The 18,122-nt window shown below is 32.8% G+C and carries 24 protein-coding genes and 1 tRNA gene; 7 read left to right on the forward strand and 18 right to left on the reverse strand.

Annotation, left to right across the window (positions count from 1 at the left end; all coding sequences use genetic code 11):
* Positions 1-33 precede the first annotated feature (33 nt).
* From AC1PJ9_RS17525 to AC1PJ9_RS17560, 8 genes are all read right to left on the reverse strand, one after another.
* The gene (locus tag AC1PJ9_RS17525; protein ID WP_163119961.1) at positions 34-369 is read right to left on the reverse strand and encodes a hypothetical protein; all 336 of its coding nucleotides are present in this window, start codon (positions 367-369) and stop codon (positions 34-36) included.
* Between the two features lie 76 nt (positions 370-445).
* Positions 446-1,015, reverse strand: coding sequence for a hypothetical protein (locus AC1PJ9_RS17530; RefSeq protein WP_263613327.1), 570 nt, complete (start codon positions 1,013-1,015; stop codon positions 446-448).
* An 86-nt stretch (positions 1,016-1,101) separates the two neighbouring features.
* Positions 1,102-1,620, reverse strand: coding sequence for an antA/AntB antirepressor family protein (locus tag AC1PJ9_RS17535; RefSeq protein WP_263613326.1), 519 nt, complete (start codon positions 1,618-1,620; stop codon positions 1,102-1,104).
* Positions 1,621-2,754: 1,134 nt separating this feature from the next.
* A complete protein-coding gene (locus AC1PJ9_RS17540) occupies positions 2,755-3,519 on the reverse strand; it encodes a COG4705 family protein (protein WP_263613325.1) in 765 nt (254 codons plus the stop codon).
* A 340-nt stretch (positions 3,520-3,859) separates the two neighbouring features.
* Complete coding sequence (locus AC1PJ9_RS17545) at positions 3,860-4,183, reverse strand: hypothetical protein (RefSeq protein WP_233930160.1); 324 nt, start codon at positions 4,181-4,183, stop codon at positions 3,860-3,862.
* Positions 4,184-4,268: 85 nt separating this feature from the next.
* Positions 4,269-5,375, reverse strand: a complete 1,107-nt coding sequence (locus tag AC1PJ9_RS17550; protein ID WP_263613324.1) for a minor capsid protein — start codon at positions 5,373-5,375, stop codon at positions 4,269-4,271.
* Positions 5,376-5,471: 96 nt separating this feature from the next.
* Positions 5,472-5,816, reverse strand: coding sequence for a hypothetical protein (locus tag AC1PJ9_RS17555; RefSeq protein ID WP_002048765.1), 345 nt, complete (start codon positions 5,814-5,816; stop codon positions 5,472-5,474).
* A 282-nt stretch (positions 5,817-6,098) separates the two neighbouring features.
* Positions 6,099-6,557, reverse strand: a complete 459-nt coding sequence (locus tag AC1PJ9_RS17560; protein ID WP_263613323.1) for a hypothetical protein — start codon at positions 6,555-6,557, stop codon at positions 6,099-6,101.
* A 485-nt stretch (positions 6,558-7,042) separates the two neighbouring features.
* Here AC1PJ9_RS17560 and AC1PJ9_RS17565 point away from each other — a divergent pair, with 485 nt between their 5' ends.
* Complete coding sequence (locus AC1PJ9_RS17565; RefSeq protein WP_263613322.1) at positions 7,043-7,162, forward strand: hypothetical protein; 120 nt, start codon at positions 7,043-7,045, stop codon at positions 7,160-7,162.
* Positions 7,163-7,312: 150 nt separating this feature from the next.
* Here the strand turns inward: AC1PJ9_RS17565 and AC1PJ9_RS17570 are convergent, their stop codons facing one another.
* The 3 genes from AC1PJ9_RS17570 to AC1PJ9_RS17580 form a co-directional block, all read right to left on the reverse strand.
* Positions 7,313-8,137, reverse strand: coding sequence for a pyrroline-5-carboxylate reductase family protein (locus AC1PJ9_RS17570; protein ID WP_311087957.1), 825 nt, complete (start codon positions 8,135-8,137; stop codon positions 7,313-7,315).
* A gap of 271 nt (positions 8,138-8,408) precedes the next feature.
* Complete coding sequence (locus tag AC1PJ9_RS17575) at positions 8,409-8,642, reverse strand: hypothetical protein (RefSeq protein WP_263613320.1); 234 nt, start codon at positions 8,640-8,642, stop codon at positions 8,409-8,411.
* Between the two features lie 203 nt (positions 8,643-8,845).
* Positions 8,846-9,061, reverse strand: a complete 216-nt coding sequence (locus AC1PJ9_RS17580; protein WP_236753953.1) for a cold-shock protein — start codon at positions 9,059-9,061, stop codon at positions 8,846-8,848.
* Positions 9,062-9,579: 518 nt separating this feature from the next.
* On the opposite strand from AC1PJ9_RS17580, the gene AC1PJ9_RS17585 reads away from it, so the two are divergent.
* A complete protein-coding gene (locus tag AC1PJ9_RS17585) occupies positions 9,580-10,197 on the forward strand; it encodes a LysE family translocator (RefSeq protein WP_311087958.1) in 618 nt (205 codons plus the stop codon).
* Between the two features lie 90 nt (positions 10,198-10,287).
* Here the strand turns inward: AC1PJ9_RS17585 and AC1PJ9_RS17590 are convergent, their stop codons facing one another.
* The 3 genes from AC1PJ9_RS17590 to AC1PJ9_RS17600 form a co-directional block, all read right to left on the reverse strand.
* Complete coding sequence (locus AC1PJ9_RS17590) at positions 10,288-10,833, reverse strand: glycoside hydrolase family 108 protein (RefSeq protein ID WP_263613318.1); 546 nt, start codon at positions 10,831-10,833, stop codon at positions 10,288-10,290.
* A 36-nt stretch (positions 10,834-10,869) separates the two neighbouring features.
* A complete protein-coding gene (locus AC1PJ9_RS17595; protein ID WP_371508595.1) occupies positions 10,870-11,199 on the reverse strand; it encodes a hypothetical protein in 330 nt (109 codons plus the stop codon).
* A gap of 95 nt (positions 11,200-11,294) precedes the next feature.
* Entirely contained in the window at positions 11,295-11,543 is a 249-nt protein-coding gene (locus tag AC1PJ9_RS17600; protein WP_263613316.1) for a hypothetical protein, read from the reverse strand.
* A gap of 306 nt (positions 11,544-11,849) precedes the next feature.
* Here AC1PJ9_RS17600 and AC1PJ9_RS17605 point away from each other — a divergent pair, with 306 nt between their 5' ends.
* Positions 11,850-12,521 carry an XRE family transcriptional regulator gene (locus AC1PJ9_RS17605; protein ID WP_002048763.1) on the forward strand — a complete coding sequence of 224 codons (672 nt, stop codon included), beginning with the start codon at positions 11,850-11,852 and terminating at the stop codon, positions 12,519-12,521.
* 151 nt (positions 12,522-12,672) lie between these two features.
* Here the strand turns inward: AC1PJ9_RS17605 and AC1PJ9_RS17610 are convergent, their stop codons facing one another.
* Positions 12,673-12,903: a hypothetical protein gene (locus AC1PJ9_RS17610; protein WP_025465682.1), complete on the reverse strand. Its 231-nt coding sequence runs from the start codon at positions 12,901-12,903 to the stop codon at positions 12,673-12,675.
* Positions 12,904-13,082: 179 nt separating this feature from the next.
* Positions 13,083-13,159 (reverse strand) — tRNA-Met (locus AC1PJ9_RS17615).
* 256 nt (positions 13,160-13,415) lie between these two features.
* Here AC1PJ9_RS17615 and xseA point away from each other — a divergent pair.
* Both xseA and xseB read left to right on the forward strand, forming a co-directional pair.
* Positions 13,416-14,678, forward strand: a complete 1,263-nt coding sequence (gene xseA / locus AC1PJ9_RS17620; protein WP_311087959.1) for an exodeoxyribonuclease VII large subunit — start codon at positions 13,416-13,418, stop codon at positions 14,676-14,678.
* Positions 14,671-14,865: an exodeoxyribonuclease VII small subunit gene (xseB, locus tag AC1PJ9_RS17625; protein ID WP_311087960.1), complete on the forward strand. Its 195-nt coding sequence runs from the start codon at positions 14,671-14,673 to the stop codon at positions 14,863-14,865. Before xseA ends, xseB begins: the two co-directional genes overlap by 8 nt.
* A gap of 241 nt (positions 14,866-15,106) precedes the next feature.
* On the opposite strand, the gene AC1PJ9_RS17630 is transcribed toward xseB, so the two are convergent.
* Together AC1PJ9_RS17630 and AC1PJ9_RS17635 are read right to left on the reverse strand one after the other, a co-directional pair.
* Positions 15,107-15,325: a hypothetical protein gene (locus AC1PJ9_RS17630; RefSeq protein WP_311071823.1), complete on the reverse strand. Its 219-nt coding sequence runs from the start codon at positions 15,323-15,325 to the stop codon at positions 15,107-15,109.
* A 47-nt stretch (positions 15,326-15,372) separates the two neighbouring features.
* Positions 15,373-15,966: a LysE family translocator gene (locus tag AC1PJ9_RS17635; protein WP_016804773.1), complete on the reverse strand. Its 594-nt coding sequence runs from the start codon at positions 15,964-15,966 to the stop codon at positions 15,373-15,375.
* A 451-nt stretch (positions 15,967-16,417) separates the two neighbouring features.
* Between AC1PJ9_RS17635 and AC1PJ9_RS17640 the strand changes: the two genes are divergently transcribed.
* Both AC1PJ9_RS17640 and AC1PJ9_RS17645 read left to right on the forward strand, forming a co-directional pair.
* Positions 16,418-16,747: a hypothetical protein gene (locus AC1PJ9_RS17640; protein WP_016805181.1), complete on the forward strand. Its 330-nt coding sequence runs from the start codon at positions 16,418-16,420 to the stop codon at positions 16,745-16,747.
* Between the two features lie 478 nt (positions 16,748-17,225).
* Positions 17,226-17,582 carry a four-helix bundle copper-binding protein gene (locus AC1PJ9_RS17645; protein WP_263613310.1) on the forward strand — a complete coding sequence of 119 codons (357 nt, stop codon included), beginning with the start codon at positions 17,226-17,228 and terminating at the stop codon, positions 17,580-17,582.
* Positions 17,583-18,122 lie beyond the last annotated feature (540 nt).

Genomic DNA, 18,122 nt, shown 5'->3' on the forward strand with positions numbered 1-18,122 from the left:
CAATAAAAACTACCCAAGGGTAGTTTTTATTTTTTACTTTTGAACATATTCTGGAAATTCTTTTAGAATAGATTTACAGGTAAGTTCTTTTCCTTCTTCTCTAACATGGCGATCATATTCCATCAAACCAAATTTAAGTACTTCCATTCCATATTCCTCTCCAAGCTCATGCTTAAAACATTTTTTAGTCTCTGAAATCATTTCTTTATTATACTTGCTATATCCACATTCAACTTGTGCTCTCGTAAGCAATCCATGAACAGCAACTATCTGCTCGCAATAGGTAGGTTGTTCACCATTTTTAGGCGCTAAAGCATATACAGATGACGTATTTAAAATTACTAAACCCAATAAAATAATCTTATTCATAATAATCACCCCTTTAATAATGAGTAGAATTTAATAGTTCAGATAATAAAAAAATATCAATAGACGATTTCCCATTTTACTTTCTTTGTTCAAGTAATGTTTGATGAGTAACTCTCCATCTCGAATATCCTTCTCGCTCTACCGTATACTTAAATTTATTAGCAGGAAAATTACTACCTCCATCTACTCCACCGTACTTACTATCTGCATGGTCCCAACTTATAACTTCAAATTTATTAGCATTAATTTTTTTGATTGATTCAATGTATCCATAATTGATATCAACATTCTGACCAAAAGCAAAATCAGTTTGAATAGTATAAGGTTTCCAGTCTCCGCCATATCTAGCCACCTCAGTAACAAAACTAGACATGGTTCCCGAACCACCTAAGCATCCCATATCTCCGCCCCACAATACATAAAATACATATTCATTATTTTCTTTATCATATTTAACTGTTGTTACATCCTTAATAGTTGTTGGCCTGCCATTTTCAGGATCTTTTTCAAAAGAACTCATACATGAAACAAGTCCAGAATATTGTTTTACCATATTCAAAATTTTTTGTTTATCTTCGATTTCAGTTGAAGCATTAATGAAAGGCGATAAGACTAATACACCGCCTAATAAAATTATTTTTTTCATGAAATTACTCTTTATTACTAATGGTCAAAATCTAACATTTAAGATATTAAAAAACCACCTCGAAAGGTGGTTTCTTCTTTAATCACTTAGATTAAAAGTGGTTGCATCTTTTGCTTTAACTCTTCAACTTTATATTTTGCTCTCGGTTTAAGTTGCTTACCAACTAAACATAAAGTCCGACCAGCTTTAGAAGCAATATCCGTTAAATTCTCAAGGTCGAATGTAGCTCTATTAAACTGATCTATTAAATGGAAAGCTGATTGACGTAAGGCTTTCTCGCAGCTAATAAAGTAACGACGTGCAATTCGCCCCTGCTCGTTGTTTTCTACCATTGATAGTTCTTTGGCAACGTCCAGTGTTAATAAATACTCTTGAGAAGTCTGCCTACCATAGAGTTTTTCGAATTTTACCGAAAAAACAATGTAGTCTTCATTTTCAACAAATCGATAAGTTTTGATTCGCTTCTTTATCCAATCAGCAAAACGATCTTCACTTTTCAGCCATTGATGTAAAATGCGGGCATCAACACAAGGTTGAACCTCTCCACCAATTGTGGCGTCCACAACTGGAATTAAAGCATTGTTTAATGTTTGAGTTTTGTGCATATGCGAAACCTCTAAAAAGAGTTACGCCAAGCTACAAATTAAGAGAAATAGAAATAAAGATAAATTTTCTAATGCAGAATATTAAACCGTAATAATCTACTTCACCAAGACATTATGTTTAGTGAAATAAACTGTAGGTTTCCCGAAGTAAACAAAATGTTTACTTGTTTAAACCAGTGGTCTAATATTTACTAAGTTAAGTTAGTTTTTAATCTTTACATCTAAGTTCTCTTAGTTTGTGCCTTCGGACGGCGATTAAAAATTTCGGTATTCCGTAATTGCCGTTACGAGATACCACCTGAACCAGCAAAAGGATCAAGTATTAGCGTACTTGGTCCTTTTTCTCTTAAAACGAGCAAAAAAATGCCACGCTTAATCATTGAATTGGTTCTATCTTTTTACTTTATAAGAGTTTTGCTTAAATGACCACCTCTTTACCTAACAACTACGACAGATCACGTCATAAAATTTTTCACACTTGAATAATGCTTTTATCTACTAAATATAAATTTAGTCTCTTTACAAAGCTTAATTTTAATTTGTTTAGGCTTGCTTAGATTTGTCTGTTTTAATCTGTATTAGTCCGTATTAGTCTGCTCATTTGATGAATTTTCCAATAAATTAATTAGAACTAATAATCTTGTTATCACTCATAAATAAATAATTTAATGATCTTTTTTGAAATATTTAATTACAAAATTACCATTCTTTCGAGTGGTGAAAATTGAAGATCAGAATGAATTACCCCTGCTAGCGTAACCACAATTATTTAAATCTTTAAATCAAATTCCGTCTTTATGCCAACCGTGAGTTTTTATAAGCATTTAGTCTTCTCGATTTAACAATTGCTTTTATCTCCACAAGACCAAATTAGAACCTTATCCAAACGCTCTATATTTCTGTTATGTCACACCTACCTTCTTTATTGACTCAATTTCATATATACTGGCCTCAGTATGAGATGAGCCTTATATAGTTCATTGCTAGATCAATGAATGACTAAGCCCTTAGCTTTCGAGCAAGGGCTTTTTTACGCTCTAAAAAATATAAATGATACTTAATTGAATCTTTTGCACTCACATTAAAAAACCACATCACCCAACCGAATAATGTGGCTTTTTTTTAAAAGTTAAGTTAATGCACTGTCTCTGCTGCTTTAGGTTTAAAGACCATTAAACAAACTACAATAAAAACCAACAATACGAAAGATGCACTAAATCTGCTTAGATCTAATCCACCATGTGCAATAGGTTTATCGAGGAAATCACCTAAAACTGCCCCGAGTGGTCGAGTAAGAACAAAGGCCAACCAGAATAATAAGGTTCTTGAGATTTTGGTATAAAAATAGCAGATCGCTAATACCAGCAATAAAGTACCAAAAATTAAAGCAGCGCTCGTATACCCTAACCCTTGAGTATCCGCAGTCCAGTCACCTAATGCTGTCCCTAATGTTTGAGAGAACATAATAGTTAACCAATAGAAAACTTCACTTTTAGCAGATTGAATACTTTTTACCGAAATTGTGCCGCAGCTTAAATACCAGACAAACAGAGACAGGCCTAATAAAATAAGTAATATTAAACTCCCCCCTGCATAGCCCACGCATAAAGTCCGATCCACAAAATCGGCAATTGTAGTTCCTAACGTAGTCGTAGCAATAATGGTCGCCCAATAGAAAAATGAATTATATTGCTTGGCTTTAATTTGCAGACCAACAAAAACTGCAAATATCACTGCGAAAATTGCTGTACTAATTACATATCCTAAATTAAGGGACATAGATAGCGCATCACCTGCAGTCTCCCCTAAGGTTGTAGCTGCAATTTTAATGATCCAGAACAGTAATGTAACTTCTGGAGCTTTACTTAGACTTTTAGATAAACTTTCATGATTCATCATTGTATGTTCTCCAAACATACTTAACGATTAGCCGATATCTAAAAGCCCAAGCCTTAAGCTTAAATTAAGAGTAAAAATAAGCTACAAAGCTTCTCTATAATGCATACCTTTAATTGTTAAATGACAGGGTTAGTCTTTAATTTGTTATAGATATTTTTTATGTAGAATCTTTTCATCATGATGTCATAAACGTTAAATCCGTTTTGCAATGCTAAGCTTGGAATTTATTTTTTATAACAGCTAGCCCCATCTATGTTTTCACCTGCAGTACTTTTCTTTTTATTGTATTAACTAAACAAAAAAACCTACTCCATGAGTAGGTTCGATTTACATGTATAGCTCAGCCTATAGAACTTTTCGTTAAACATTTTTCATGCCATGTAGTTTGAAAGTCTTCAACAGCTTTTGTCTTAGTTAAAGGATCTTCAAACAACTTTGAAGAATATGCTGTATCAATGAGCTGTTGATAAAGTTGCTTTGCCTCTGCTTCTTCAAGATGGCTAGCAATCTCTTGTAGTTCAGTCACTGGCACATCATGTTGTCTTGCATCCATAACTCCTTTTGCCGCATTTTCCACAAGATGACAATAATGCATTTGCATAGTTTCAGATGCTGCATAGCATGGAAGAGTAATAGCGCTCATAAAGAGGAATATAAATTTCATAGTCTCACCTTAATTTCACGCGCAAGGGTAACAAGCTCTCCTTTAAAAATTAAGTTGCAAAAGGTTAATTTTGGTCTCTACCAAGCTACAGTCCAAGTACTTTAAACGTTCGCTCATCAAGTTCCCTCAACTCATCCAGAGTGTAAAGCCGCCCCTTTGGATCAAAGAATTTATCAAAATCAAATTGTCCTTCTTTATATAATTTATAGCGTTTAGGACCTAACCATTCTTTTTGGAAAAAATTATCGGTCAGTTTGAAAAACTCTTTGAAGGAAATATTTGCATCTATTTGGCCCATTAATTGAGCCCGTTCATCTTTAGGAATGTCTCGCACTCTCCTTTCATCCATAATAAAAGATCGGTTCCCAATAAGCCTGCCATCCTTACTTACTGGTACCAGAATACTCCGGCAATTGGGATGCAAAGGTGGAACCCTTTTCGCTGGGTCATTCAATTTCCAAATTGAACCATCAATTGCGGCACAAATTTTAGATGTCCTTCCGTCTAACACACTCACAAATCCGACATATTCAAAATTAAATTTTTTAAAGTTATATAAATAAACCTGATTTGAAATATGGCTCCGTAGGGTTCTGACAATACGTTCAATATCAATTTTGGTACTGTTGAGCAATCCATCCTCATATTTAAGACGTTTCGTACCAGTAATACGTCTAATAATTTGCTGAGGTGTCATGCCTGTATTCATTCCATCTCGAATAACATATTCAATTCTTTGACGGGCATTCTCACTAATTTGAGCCAAAGACTCATCAACTAAGGCACCCCCAGCTAGTGGAACTCGTTTTATTAATTTATAGAGGTACTCTCCCTCTAAATCTTTAATGACTTTACCAAATAGCTTAGCCATATAATTTGATTCATAAACAGCCAAACTAGTTGCCGAATGAGCAAACATTTCTGGTAGAACATCGCTCACTGAATTAAACCAATCAGAAATAACAAGTTGGATATTTTTAAGGTGACGAGTTGTGTATTCGCCACCCGCAAGAGCTGCCCTTTCAGTCTGGTTAAGCTCTTTTATTAAATCAGCCAAAAGATCAAGCATAACGAGTGTTTCATCGTTAAAAAATCTAAAAAGCTCATTTACCGATCTTGAGGATGCTCGATAAAGATAGGCTTGATGCTGTGTAAAGACATCAAAAAGCGATTTTTCCGTAATATTCTTCATGAAAGTTACCTCTAAAAGGTGCACTTTTTTGTTCTTTTTATATCGCTAATCTATAGAAACTTATTTAAGGCTTTAGGGAACTAAAAATTTATAGCGCTAATTAAACTGATAGTTTTGTTTTATAAATTTCTTCTGCACGCTAATATTTCCAATAAAATTAGCTAGCCATAAAATAAATTCATCTCGATACTCAAAGCGTGGCAGTAGACTTAAGTCAACTTTTATCTCTCTTTCAGAAAGAGGCTTACTTAAACATTCTTCGAAATCAATTTTACTATATTTTAACTTTAAATTGATTTGCTCAGCTTCTTTTCTAATTTCCGCCATAACCCTATTGAGATTTGTCACAGGGTTATCCGTAATCTGGTACTTTTCATAAATATTTGCATAAACATTTTCAGCAATATCTAAATATTTAATGAGTTCAGCATTCTCATTCATCTCGTCATCTTCCTATTTTTTTGAAAATTATGTACGAGTAAATGTTTCTATACGTAATTTAAGCGTATTTTTATGTGAAAAATATTTTAATAAAAATAACAATATAATCTTTAACTTACTATTTTTTAAATCATTATTATTTCTTTATAGAACATTTCCATATTTTCTGACATTTTTAATCTATATAATCAAGATTTCTAAAGCAAAAAAACCGCCCCAGAAGGCGGTAGCTGAATTTTATCAGCGAGATATAGAAGTATGGTGGATGAATACTTCTATATTTTATGAGGATATTTTATTGTTCTTAATATAGTCCTCAGATTTAAAGTAATTAATGATCATCTCTGCATTTTCTTCTTTAGCTGGTTCAGCAGCAACAGGAATCTCGGCTTTATCAATTCTAAAGCCTTTCGGAATATAGTTTGAAATTGGAGGCAACTTTTCTTTACCTCCAATTGTCATTCGCTCAATGAAACCAGCAAGCCATAAAATAAACTCACCTTCATTTTGAAACTTTGGCATCAGACTTAAATCAATATGAACTGACTTTTCTTTATTAAATTGATTTAAGCATTCTTCAAAATTTATAAAATTGTACTTCAGTTTGAACTCAGTACCTTTAATTGCTTTACGAATTAAGCTAATTAAACAGTTTAAATTTTGAATGGTGTCTTCTGTAAATAAATTGTCTTTTTTAATTTCCTTGTATACTTTATCTGCTATAGCTAAATACTTTGGCATTTCTTCCTCCTCAATATTCTTATAAACAATTGAAAATAAAAAAATTCATAGTTTGATTATGAAGAATTAATTGTAATGGAGTGAAAACAAATTTGATTTCAATGTAAAAACTATCTGTATTATGTAAAATGGCACCAAAATGAACCACAAAAAAATTAAAATTCCGTTAACTGATCCGCAATTTTATTTAATAATTCTAACCAATTAGAAATGTTTCCTTTCAATTGTAAATGATTGTTTTTCAACAGCTAGTTCAATATAATATTTTTATAAATCAATAGGAAACCCATTTTTATATTTTTTCTACTGAAAATTAGACTTAAGATCCCTAACGTCTTTCGATTTACAAATTTAAAGAAAAACTTAATTAAAGAGTAATTTATAACACTTCTTCATCTGTTATATTTTTTTGAAAAAATTCTGTATCTATGATTACACATTGTATTTCTTCATGATAGTAAACATCTAGACACGAGGTAGCTAACATGAATTTTTTAAGAAAGAAAAATAAAGCTAGTTTTGTATTATTTATTATCACACTCTATTCAATGCTAGGGTTTGGTTTGGGCTACATTATTTGGGAATATTTCTTGCAAATTCCATAATTTAAACTAGATACTCATATAAAAACAGCTTTGATTATGAACCAGTATAAGTAATTATATGCTTCATTCTTAGGGCATTAAATGACTTATTAAGTATAAAAAGTACCTTTCAAAATATAAGTTATCTCCAAATTGAAAGGTACTTGGTTATCAGTTAAAGCTATGCCTAGCAATCTCAGCATTAATCTCGAGACTTATTTCTTTACTACGATGATAAGCTGCTCTCAAAGCCAGTCGGATATCGTCGGAAAGGTTTCCTAGTTCAAACATTCGTAAAGCAGATTCGGTAATTCCATTAGCCAGTGTCACCTTCCCGCATAGTTCACTTGGCTGAACGTTACTTTTACGGACCATGTCTACGGCACCTGAGGCTGCTTGTAGTGCGAGATCTAAAGCGAACTGCTTATCTAGCCCCATTGAAACACCTGTTTTGACCATACTGTCGAGAATATAAAAGAAGTACGCTGGGCCTGAACCTGATAAAGCAATAATGGCATCACTTTCCGATTCTGAGTTTGCCCAATAGGTCTTCCCTGTTGCTGAGTAAATTGTCTCAACTACTTCTTTATCTAAAGGCTCTAGATATTCTGAACCAATCAGCACATGGGTACCCGTATAAGTTAATACTGGTGGGTTAGAAATGACTCTTATAATCTTTTTTGAACCCGTAATACTTACTAGTTGTTTAATATTAACCCCAGCCATCATCGATACTATTGTTTTATCAGCTAGCCATTTTTTTAATGGCGCCAGTATAGCTTTTAGGTTTTTTTGGTCTAGTAATAGAACAACGATATCAGCCTTTTTTACCTCATGCTGTTTTTGCTTTAGAATAATCTCATTATCAAACTTTACTTCCTCTATAAGATTAATTTTTTCTTTTTGGAATCCTTTTAAAACCAAACCTCCAATTAAAGCTAAAGACAAATTACTGCTGCCAATAAAGCAAATATTAGGTTGTACTATATTCAACATTTAGAATTATTTCCTTCCTTTAGATATACTACAAAAAGAAATATTATTTATGACTTAAGTCATGGACCGTTAATACAATAAAAATTTAATAAATTTTTATGAATGTTAAGTTTAATTTTACAACAAAATCATATTTTGAGCTAAGATTACCCTATTACTTATGACGTTATGAATAACAAATTAATCTAAATTGTTAAAAATATGTAATTAAAAATTATTTTTAGCTTATCTGATTTAAGCATTATAGTTGCCAAGCTTAAAGTGTTTTTATTTAACATTCACTTAACGATCTTTGCTCTTTTTTTAAGAAACTCTCGGCTATTCGTGATGCTTCTTGAAAATTGATTTCACTGCACACCCAAAATGACAAAAGCTTTCCATTTAAATGAAAGTATTGCTTATGGTACTCAGTGACATCATCTGAATGAGGGTTTCCAACACAGAAACAATTTTCATTATTTTTTCTTACTTTACCGTTTAAAATACCGCCAATACAAATATCCATTTTTATACCAGTTATAATGTTAACTTATAAAACATAAATTTAATTTTTATATTATATAAAACAAATAATCAACTTATTTAATATTTTATATAAAAAACCCACAAAGGAAGAAGTGGGTTTTTTAACTACGTAGATGATTTCATGTTATTTAATTGAGCAAATCGCCAAAAAATAAACCAAATAAAATCATCAAATTACGTTATTTAAGCATTCGTCACAATTGTGATGTTCGAAGCTTGTGGGCCTTTTTTACCCTGTGTCACAGTAAACTGAACACGCTGACCTTCTAAAAGAACTTTAAAGCCTTGTGTTTGAATCTCAGAAAAATGTGCAAAAACATCTTTACCTTCATCAGATTGAATAAAACCAAAACCTTTAGTTTCATTAAACCATTTTACTGTACCAGTAGTATTAGACATAAATTAATCCTAATTTTTTAAAAACATTATCATTTGTTATTGGGTGAACCAATTGAACTAAAAAATATACACTCTACTTAAATATCTAATAATATACGGAGGATTATAAATAAAACTGCGAAAAGAGAGATTTAGGGTTACATGAATATTTTTGTAGTTAAAGTCGACTATACACGCTTCTTAACGAATTGCAATCTCTATCTTGATTAATTGATTTTTTACTTAATTTAAGACCCTCCATTCTTATCTTATTCATTGATTTTAAAAAATTATTTACAAGTTATTTTATTGATTTAACATCAATATATTAATTAAATATATCTTATTTTTTACAAGATAAAATTTTGTCTTCTATAGATTTTTAAGCTTTGCTATAAGCTCAAACACTTACTTTTAGGAATAATTAAAATATTTTACTTTTTTATAAAATATACAGACTTGTCTATATACACTTCACCTATTCTACTTTAAAGTACGTGTGCAGCTTAACATGTTGATGATAAACAGGAAGTAACTCCGTGAATGGTCTCTTAGTTTTTATAACCATTGCTTTTCTTACATTATCAAGCCCAGGACCAGGCGTTTTATTTACAGTAACAAATTCAATTAACTATGGTGTCCGTACCGCTTTATTCGGTATTAGCGGTTTAATCATTGGTATGTTCATTATCGCTGTGATTTCTGCAAGTGAAGTCGGGCTTATCATTACCAGTAATCCTACGATCTTCACGGTCTTAAAGTTTATTGGGGCCTTTTACCTAATGTATTTAGGTTATAAAAATTTCATAAAAAAATCCCCAACACAAGATTTACTCGAAACTGAACATGATGAGAAAGGTATAAAGAAATCAAAACTTTTCTATCAAGGATTGTTTGCCTCACTACTTAATCCCAAAACAATTGTCTTTTTCATTGCCCTTTTTCCACAGTTTATTGATATTAAAAAAGAAATATTAAATCAGTTTCTGGTTTTATCTTTAACCTTCTGTTTCATTGGATTTTTAATTCATTTAGTTTATGCCAACTTTTCTTCTATTTTTAAAGAGAAAATGCTTGCCGGAAATAATTTTGCAAAACTGAATAAAGTCAGTGGTTGTATTTTCTTTCTTCTCGCTATTTTACTTATTACTCAATAAAAAGTTTGTACTCCTATAAAAAGCAGAATGGACCAGCTTGTTAAATGTTTTGTAGCCTATGCTTAAAACAGCTCTAACAAGTTGGTCTTTTTATAAGTTCACACGGTTAGCAAGCCATCCATAAAAGAACTGCTCATACTTTGGATTTTTCTCGGTAATTGCAATATAGCGTTGGCCTTGCATAATATTCAGAAGACGTACTAATACCCGTTCACCTTCATTACCGCGCTTCTTTATATAGATTGATAAAGCCTGTAATGTAGAGGGTCCATATTCCCCATCCAATTTAAGATCCGCCCAACCTTCTTTCCCTTGCCGGTTTAACAAGTTCAAAGCACGCTGTAGAAGTGGTTTTGTAAAACCAATACCGCAATTTACTCCTGTGTCGAGTAGCTCTTCAGCAATGATCGGACTAATCAAATTAACTTGATCATATCGCGGCTCCAGCCAATATTGGCTCTTATAAATATCTCTTGCGATTTCTAAAGGTAAATCCTTCATTTCACCTTGATATCCATAACTACGTGCAACAGCTTGTGTAATTCCATATTTAGTAGCATGGCCAGAGTCAAGGACGTCATTTACATAACCACCTTCACGTTTTATAAGTGCATCTAAATATTGTTCAATATTCATGGGATTGTCCTCATTTATAAAACTCACTGTTAGGTATTAACTTTGAATATCATCTTTTGCTTTTTTTAAGTCTTTCATTACTTCAACAATGGTTTTCCCTTCTTGTTTATTAATGAAGTTAAATATCCATCTCACAATTGCCCAGCCAGGTAGGCCACAAATAAAGAAGAATCCACCTAAAGTGATCATGCCCCATATATCTGTCACCCATTCATGCAAGTTCCATTTCATGATAATGAATGAGCCACCAGTCAAGCTTGAGACAATAGTACAAATTAAACCGACTACCCATTCTTGAGGTGAACGAGGAAAACGCATGATTAGAACCACTGCTACGACTAAGCTCACTGCTAAAGCAATCATCATGACCGTACCATAAAGCTTAAAAGCAGAAGCTAGTCCATTTAATGTTAAAAAATTTTCCATAACTCAATCCTCACACGCTCTAAAAGGATAAAATCTTATAAACCAATGTTATTTAATACCTTTTTAGAGAAACTATTTAAATAAAATCGCTCAATCTCATAAACCTTTTTACCAGCACTTAAGCATTGGCATAAGAACAAGAAAAAAGAGTAAAGTTGATGAATTGCTTCACTTTTTTGACCAAAAATTTGACATAACATGCTGCCGTATATCGGAAACTTTTGTGAGCCATTAAATTCTTTGTTAGATTCTTCATGTTCTTGATACCCTTTATCGACGAACATTAAGCCTGATCCACGGAATCGGGCTTTTTTTATTTCATTTTTTGTTTTTGATAGCCGATCTCTACCACTGATTCACTATCGCCATTTTTTATATTCTGTCATCCAGTGAGGCAGAATAAATATCACTACTTACTAAGCCATTGATAAAAATTAAAAATATACTTAAGTAAAATATTTGATTCGTTCTATCAATGAGTTCTTATAACTGATATTATAACTATAGTTATTATTAGTCAATAACTATAGTTGTTTTACTAGATATAACTTAAGTTATATATTTGTTATAAGTTAGCTGGTGCGATCATTATGGCTCTTAAAGACCGTTTAAAAGATTCAAGGATTAAAGCTAAGAAAACTCAGGCAGAAGTTGCTGAAGCAGTAAAAATGTCTCAGCCTGCTTATCAAGCTTTAGAATCGGGAAAGAACTTAAAATCTGCTTTTCTTCCACTCATTGCACAGTTTTTAGGTGTAGACGCTTATTGGCTCACTACTGGTAACACAGAAGATTCTTTTAGAGAAAGTGATGTATTTAGTCCTACCGTTGTCAGTAGTGATGTAGTAGATCAATATGTGTGGATTGAAGTCGTTGAAGCAAGTTTTTCTTGTGGTACAGGCGAATCAATCGAATTCCACTTTGATGCAATTAATGGAAAAATTCCTTTCCCTGCTTCTTTCTTTAAAGAAAAGCGTGTTCCTCAGGAATGCATGCGCATTATTAAAGCTAAGGGCGATAGTATGACCGATTACATCAAAGATGGAGATTTGGTCGGTATTGATATTTCCCAAACAGAAGTGATTGATGGAGAAATCTATGCAGTTTATTTCGCTGGCGAGGGAATGATTAAACAAATTTTTAAAGAAGCAGATGGCTCTTTAATTTTGCATAGCTTAAATGAAAAATTTAGAGATCGCCGTGTCACTGAAGAGAACGGGAAAAACTTTAAAGTGATGGGCCGTCAGTTCTGGCGGGCCGGTTAATTTAGTTATTAAATATAGTTAAAATAATAATTTCATCGTTTTCATATAGTTTACGTGTTTATAACTTTTATTATTTATTTTTCCATTAGATATAAAAAAACCTATCTCTTTTAAAAGGGATAGGTTTTTTTGCTTTATTACCATAGTTTTATCAACAATATGTATTTAAACGATAAAGTTGGTTAAATCCGGCATAGAAGCTTTTACCATCTTGGTTTAACTCAATTTCTTCACCAGTTTGAAGCTGAATTTTCTTTCCAACTTCTACCCAACGATAGCCATCAAGTGAGTTTTGCTTACGCACGTGAGGAATGATCCTCACATTAATTTCATTGCCATTTACGGCTGTGGCAATTTGCCATTCATTTACTATATTCACAATCGTATTCACTCATTACTGAGCTCATGTGATTTGACGGTATTTAATTAGAACGCTAGATTTAAGGTATGGACAATTCGTCTAGAATTTAATATTTAGCTTGATATAGGGTTATTTATAAGCTAATTGCTTTTCATGAGTTCGTATCACGAAAAGTAGTACATCACAGAGCATAATATTTTTGGATGCGGGAGTCGGATTTGAACCAACGACCTTCGGGTTATGAGCCCGACGAGCTACCAGACTGCTCCACCCCGCAATTGGAAGTAAGCTTTATACGCCTATATATTTTATAAAGCAAACTTTATTTTTTAATCGGTTGTAATTATTAACAATTATCTTTTTATTAATTTTTCATTTTAACCATTTAGTCTAAATTAGCATATCAATTTCTAACTTTTAGTTCTTTAAATTGTTGTATTTATTTTAAATAGAACCCGATATTCATAGACATCAATTGCCTTGCTTGGATAGCTTTTATACTATCTAGTTTCATCCAATTATTTATAGTTTATATGTCTGATCCCCAGTTCTCACTCAGCGAATATCTCGGCACTGTGCAGGAAGTGATACGCCTGACATTTGACGAACCGGTATGGGTTAGAGCAGAGATTCGGAATTTAAATATTAAAGGTGGACATTACTATTTAGAGCTTGCAGAGAAAGATGCAGATACGGATAAAGTCATCGCCAGTTGTAAAGCAACCATTTGGAAATTTTCAGCGAGTAAAATTGTTCTTAAGTTTGAACGAGAAACAGGAATTGAGTTAGCAAGCGACTTAAACGTTTTAATTAAAATTAGAGCGCGTTTTGATCCTCAATATGGATTTTCAGTCAATATCGAAGAGATTGACTCAAGTTTTACACTTGGGGAAATTGCAAAACGTTATCAACAAATTGTGGAGCGTTTAACTCAAGAAAGTTTAATTCATAAGAATAAACTTCTCCCTACTCCTTTTGATATTCAAAATGTTTTAGTGATTGCTCCTCAAAATGCTGCAGGATTGGGGGACTTTAAAAAAGATGCAGATGCTCTTGAGCGAAATGGGGTCTGCCATTTTGTTTATCAAAGTGCGACTTTTCAGGGAAATACGGCTGCCGTTAGCCTTATGGAGTCGTTGGCAACAGGGTTAAAGCAATGGGCAAATAGTTATAACTTTGCACCCGATCTGATTGTAATTATTCGTGGTGGTGGTGCTGTAAATGATTTAGCTTATTTAAATGATTATGAGCTTGCTGCCCTACTCTGTAAACGTAGCGTACCGATTTGGGTTGGTATCGGACATGAAAAAGACCGTACTATCCTTGATGAGATCGCACACCGTTCGTTTGATACTCCAAGTAAAGTAATTGCGGGTATTCGCAACCATATTGTTGAACGTGTACAAGAAGCTGTAGACAACCTACAAACAATTAAACTTTTGTCTCAACATCAAATTACGACTTATCAAAGTAAGAGTGATCAATATTTACAACATATTAAATCTTCTGCCCAAGGCCAACTTAATTCTGCTCACCAGTTCCTCGAACAAATGAAAGAACGCATTCAATTTGTTTCACAGCAACAGGTTAAATTTTCTTTAACGCAAACCGAAGCGCTTATGCGAGAAATTCTTCTGCAAAACCCGAAACAGATTCAAGCGAAAGGCTATGCAATTGTAAGATCTGAAGGCAAAGCAATTCGTTCTGTTCATCAAATCTCAAGCTCTGCCGTTACTATTGAAATGCAAGATGGCGCTATTGAGGCCAATATTACCGAGGTAATTCCTAATGAATGAAAAAGAACTGTCTTTCAAAGAAGGTCATGCCATCTTAAAACGAAATGCTGAATTACTTGATTCTCAGGAAAGCCCAGATATTGATAATTTAATGAAAATTGTTGAAGAATCGATTAGTGCTTATAAAGCGTGTAAATCTCGAATTGAAGCTGTTCAACAGGCTTTAGATGAAACATTTAAAGAATAATTTGCAATAAAAAAAGCCCATTTCTACTTCTCATTGAAGAAATGGGCTTAGTGAACACCACTTAGTCCTGAAATGCAAAAATGAGGATTAGGTCACATTTTTGCAAAAACATAGTCCCATAACGACCTTCGATGTTCAATATTTTAATTGTGTCTATACGTTAGTTTGGCTTAATTTTCACCATCTAAGACCCTAAAAACATAACATCTACTCATGGTTATTGTTAAATTTAATTTAAGAGTTATTCCTCACTGAATGGACCAACTAATTTATAAATTTTCCCATCTTTTGGATTTTCATAAAGTAAATCCATATTGGGTAGAATAATTTCATCATCAATTTCAATATGTTCTACACTTTTATGAAGCTCAAGCACATGATCATTCATGGGTCTAACTTTTGCCAAAGCAATTAATTCTTTATCAAATTGGTCCTTGATAATTACTTTTAATCTTTTCATAAAAATCTCCTGAAAATAAATTTTTTAATATAAATAATGGGTTAAGTTTAAAATGAGCTAATCGCAGAATAGCCGATTGGCATGGCAAAGAAAGTTAAAATAAATGCAGCTGTACGTTGTAAATTGCGTTGATTTAACCAAGTTACTTTATTTGAAATAAGGACTGTTCCAAACATAATCCATAAAAAAGCAATTGGAGTAATTAAAGATAAAAACACAACAATGTGAATAAAATACAAATGCGGATTTTCCCACGCTGCATGTGGAAAAATCGCCGAAGCAAAGAGTAAAGCTTTTGGGTTTAAAAGTGTTGCAAGAAATAAAGCTTTTGGCGTAATGAGTGGTCGGTCTAATTTAATATCTTCAGTCGATGTCATCCAGAGTTTAAAAGCAAGATAAAGGATGAAACCCGCACTGATCAGCTTTAATATGGCTGGAAGCCATGGAATGAAATGAGATACTGACTCAAGTAAAACACCCCAAGAGGTAATTGCGATTAGGTAACCTATTACCTCTGCCGGAATTAACTTAAGTGAATGCTTTACCCCTGCCTGTATGCCAGCCGAGGCTAATAATGTATTTGTTGGTCCTGGAGTCAGCAAAATAGTGACCACAAGTCCAATAAATAAAAATGACACCATAGGCCAAAAACTCGATTGATTACGCTAGGCGAAATATGTCAAAAACAGTCCTATATTGTCGACAAAATCGTTGTAACAAGAAATATTACAAATACTTTTTATTTTTTAAAATTAGTAGCTTATTAAAAAGTGAATCTTGGTTCATTATAATTTGTTCAATTTTAAATTTGCAAAATTCGTCACACATTTTTTAAAAATACTACTCTAATTTTAAAATGGCTTCAAACTACTTAATGATTTATCTTTTAAAATTAAGTCGTTATTTTTGAGTACTTTTCAATCAACTTCTCTTATTTTTCCTCCATCGAAAAGAAATATCATACGCCTTGAAATTGCTAAATTGATCAATATATATACAAGTGAAAATCGTGATTTTACTGAATAGATGTATTGTTCCCCATCAATTCATTAATCGCCGCTTTCATCGAATTAAATAGTTGATGGAGGATGCATGATGAATGCTTATGTTCGCCCACATCCGGATGGTTTTAAATCTTATTTAGGAAAGGATCAGAAAACCGGTCTTTATACAGTACGGGTTGGTTGGACAATATATGAAACGAATGCCAATGGTTCTGTTTTGTATATTGTTAAAGAGGAAAGTAAAATTCCATTGGATGTAGAAAAGTTTAAAACTGACCGTCCCAAAATCTATGATGCACTTTTAAATGAAGTGCAATTTCAACGTAAGAAACAACTGGCTATTGACCTTCAAAAGTCCAATATACCCTCTTATGATCGTAAGGCCTATAAAAAACGGCGCGGCTTTACAAGCTCTTAAAATTATCTAGCAAAGTCAGTAGATACAGAAAAAGCACCCTTGGGTGCTTTTTCGTTTAACGACCAGTCGCAATTAACACAAACAGACTCAGTATTAATGTACTTAATGATCGTTTGCAGTGTACGTGGACTTCATGCTCAGCTCCGTGAGCGTACTGTTCAATGTTTTCCATTACGTGTGCTCTTAAAGTTCACACTGATAATTTGCCTAATTTTCATTCATTAAAAAATTAGCCAAAAGTATTATATCGAAATAAATTTTATGTCTTGTTTGAAGAGTTTTTTCTTCGTACTTCATCATTTTTCAAAACTTTAATTAGAAAAGTACATGTAACATTCTTATACGAGGTTAATCACTTATTGAGCATTTGTAGACCTTTCATTTCAAAGTGCCCTATAGGAAAAATGATTTTATAAAATGAAAAAAGATAAAAATATTCGGTTTTTTAATAATAGCCTTTCAAAAGGAGAATATTAAAATGAATAGCTCACAAGAACCAACCCCTTCTCTGTTTAGTCAAGCATCTACCTCTATTCAAGCATGCATTGAATGTATGTTTGCTTGTAAACATTGTGCCTCAGCATGTTTACAAGAAGAACATGTGCATATGATGCGTGAATGTATTAAACACTGTTTAACGTGTGTAGAAACCTGTCAGCTATGCACATCTTTAGAGTTAAGACATTCGGAGCTTGCTGAACAAGCTATGCAATTATGTGCCAGTGCATGCCAACTTTGCGCAGCTGAATGTAGTAAACACGAACATGAGCATTGCCAGATTTGTGCAAAAGCATGTTTAGCATGCGCCCAAGCTTGTCAGGCATATCGTGCTTAACTTCTAGTTAGCGTAAAAACCTACGACCTATTTGGCTCGTAGGTTTTAAAAATTTAAAAACAAAGAATTAGAAAATTAAAATTTTAGATGAGATGAATAACTACTTTTCTTTAGGCATAAAAAAAACCCGCATCTTGGGGAAAATGCAGGCTCTTAGATCTCCCACAACGACCATGAGTTCATTATTAAGCTTGAACTTTAAACCGTTGACTCAATGTACCTTTAATAAAAATAAATTTCAATACAGAATAGTCTGTATATTTAAAATATTTTGTTATTTTTACATTACTTTTTCATAAATAGTTTAAAAATCTATGATTTTCACAAATAAGAAATAGCTTTTACAGGCATTAAAAAAGCCCGTTTCACGGGCTTTTCTGCAACGGTGAGCAATCTAAGATTTGTGTCTATCCATCTCTTACATGCTCTTTGCTAGCTATATGTAAGGTCTTATCGTATCTTTTGCCCTGTCCCAAGTTTCCCTGTGGATCGAGGAGATATTACGATTACCTTAGGTACAGTTATAGCACATTATTTATT

The sequence above is a fragment of the Acinetobacter sp. 70_2 genome (assembly GCF_056736115.1).

What these genes read in the sequence shown, in the direction of transcription:
- AC1PJ9_RS17560 (WP_263613323.1), bottom strand. Translation starts at nt 6,557, where the DNA reads ATGCCAAAGTATTTAGCTATAGCAGATAAAGTATACAAGGAAATTAAA.
- AC1PJ9_RS17575 (WP_263613320.1), bottom strand. Translation starts at nt 8,642, where the DNA reads ATGGATATTTGTATTGGCGGTATTTTAAACGGTAAAGTAAGAAAAAAT.
- AC1PJ9_RS17540 (WP_263613325.1), bottom strand. Translation starts at nt 3,519, where the DNA reads ATGATGAATCATGAAAGTTTATCTAAAAGTCTAAGTAAAGCTCCAGAA.
- AC1PJ9_RS17535 (WP_263613326.1), bottom strand. Translation starts at nt 1,620, where the DNA reads ATGCACAAAACTCAAACATTAAACAATGCTTTAATTCCAGTTGTGGAC.
- AC1PJ9_RS17545 (WP_233930160.1), bottom strand. Translation starts at nt 4,183, where the DNA reads ATGAAATTTATATTCCTCTTTATGAGCGCTATTACTCTTCCATGCTAT.
- AC1PJ9_RS17595 (WP_371508595.1), bottom strand. Translation starts at nt 11,199, where the DNA reads ATGATGATTGCTTTAGCAGTGAGCTTAGTCGTAGCAGTGGTTCTAATC.
- AC1PJ9_RS17630 (WP_311071823.1), bottom strand. Translation starts at nt 15,325, where the DNA reads ATGAAAAGATTAAAAGTAATTATCAAGGACCAATTTGATAAAGAATTA.
- AC1PJ9_RS17525 (WP_163119961.1), bottom strand. Translation starts at nt 369, where the DNA reads ATGAATAAGATTATTTTATTGGGTTTAGTAATTTTAAATACGTCATCT.
- AC1PJ9_RS17555 (WP_002048765.1), bottom strand. Translation starts at nt 5,816, where the DNA reads ATGAATGAGAATGCTGAACTCATTAAATATTTAGATATTGCTGAAAAT.
- AC1PJ9_RS17570 (WP_311087957.1), bottom strand. Translation starts at nt 8,137, where the DNA reads ATGTTGAATATAGTACAACCTAATATTTGCTTTATTGGCAGCAGTAAT.
- AC1PJ9_RS17590 (WP_263613318.1), bottom strand. Translation starts at nt 10,833, where the DNA reads ATGAATATTGAACAATATTTAGATGCACTTATAAAACGTGAAGGTGGT.
- AC1PJ9_RS17635 (WP_016804773.1), bottom strand. Translation starts at nt 15,966, where the DNA reads ATGGTGTCATTTTTATTTATTGGACTTGTGGTCACTATTTTGCTGACT.
- AC1PJ9_RS17605 (WP_002048763.1), top strand. Translation starts at nt 11,850, where the DNA reads ATGGCTCTTAAAGACCGTTTAAAAGATTCAAGGATTAAAGCTAAGAAA.
- AC1PJ9_RS17565 (WP_263613322.1), top strand. Translation starts at nt 7,043, where the DNA reads ATGAATTTTTTAAGAAAGAAAAATAAAGCTAGTTTTGTATTATTTATT.
- xseA (WP_311087959.1), top strand. Translation starts at nt 13,416, where the DNA reads ATGTCTGATCCCCAGTTCTCACTCAGCGAATATCTCGGCACTGTGCAG.
- AC1PJ9_RS17530 (WP_263613327.1), bottom strand. Translation starts at nt 1,015, where the DNA reads ATGAAAAAAATAATTTTATTAGGCGGTGTATTAGTCTTATCGCCTTTC.
- AC1PJ9_RS17600 (WP_263613316.1), bottom strand. Translation starts at nt 11,543, where the DNA reads ATGTTCGTCGATAAAGGGTATCAAGAACATGAAGAATCTAACAAAGAA.
- AC1PJ9_RS17645 (WP_263613310.1), top strand. Translation starts at nt 17,226, where the DNA reads ATGAATAGCTCACAAGAACCAACCCCTTCTCTGTTTAGTCAAGCATCT.
- AC1PJ9_RS17550 (WP_263613324.1), bottom strand. Translation starts at nt 5,375, where the DNA reads ATGAAGAATATTACGGAAAAATCGCTTTTTGATGTCTTTACACAGCAT.
- AC1PJ9_RS17640 (WP_016805181.1), top strand. Translation starts at nt 16,418, where the DNA reads ATGATGAATGCTTATGTTCGCCCACATCCGGATGGTTTTAAATCTTAT.
- AC1PJ9_RS17580 (WP_236753953.1), bottom strand. Translation starts at nt 9,061, where the DNA reads ATGTCTAATACTACTGGTACAGTAAAATGGTTTAATGAAACTAAAGGT.
- xseB (WP_311087960.1), top strand. Translation starts at nt 14,671, where the DNA reads ATGAATGAAAAAGAACTGTCTTTCAAAGAAGGTCATGCCATCTTAAAA.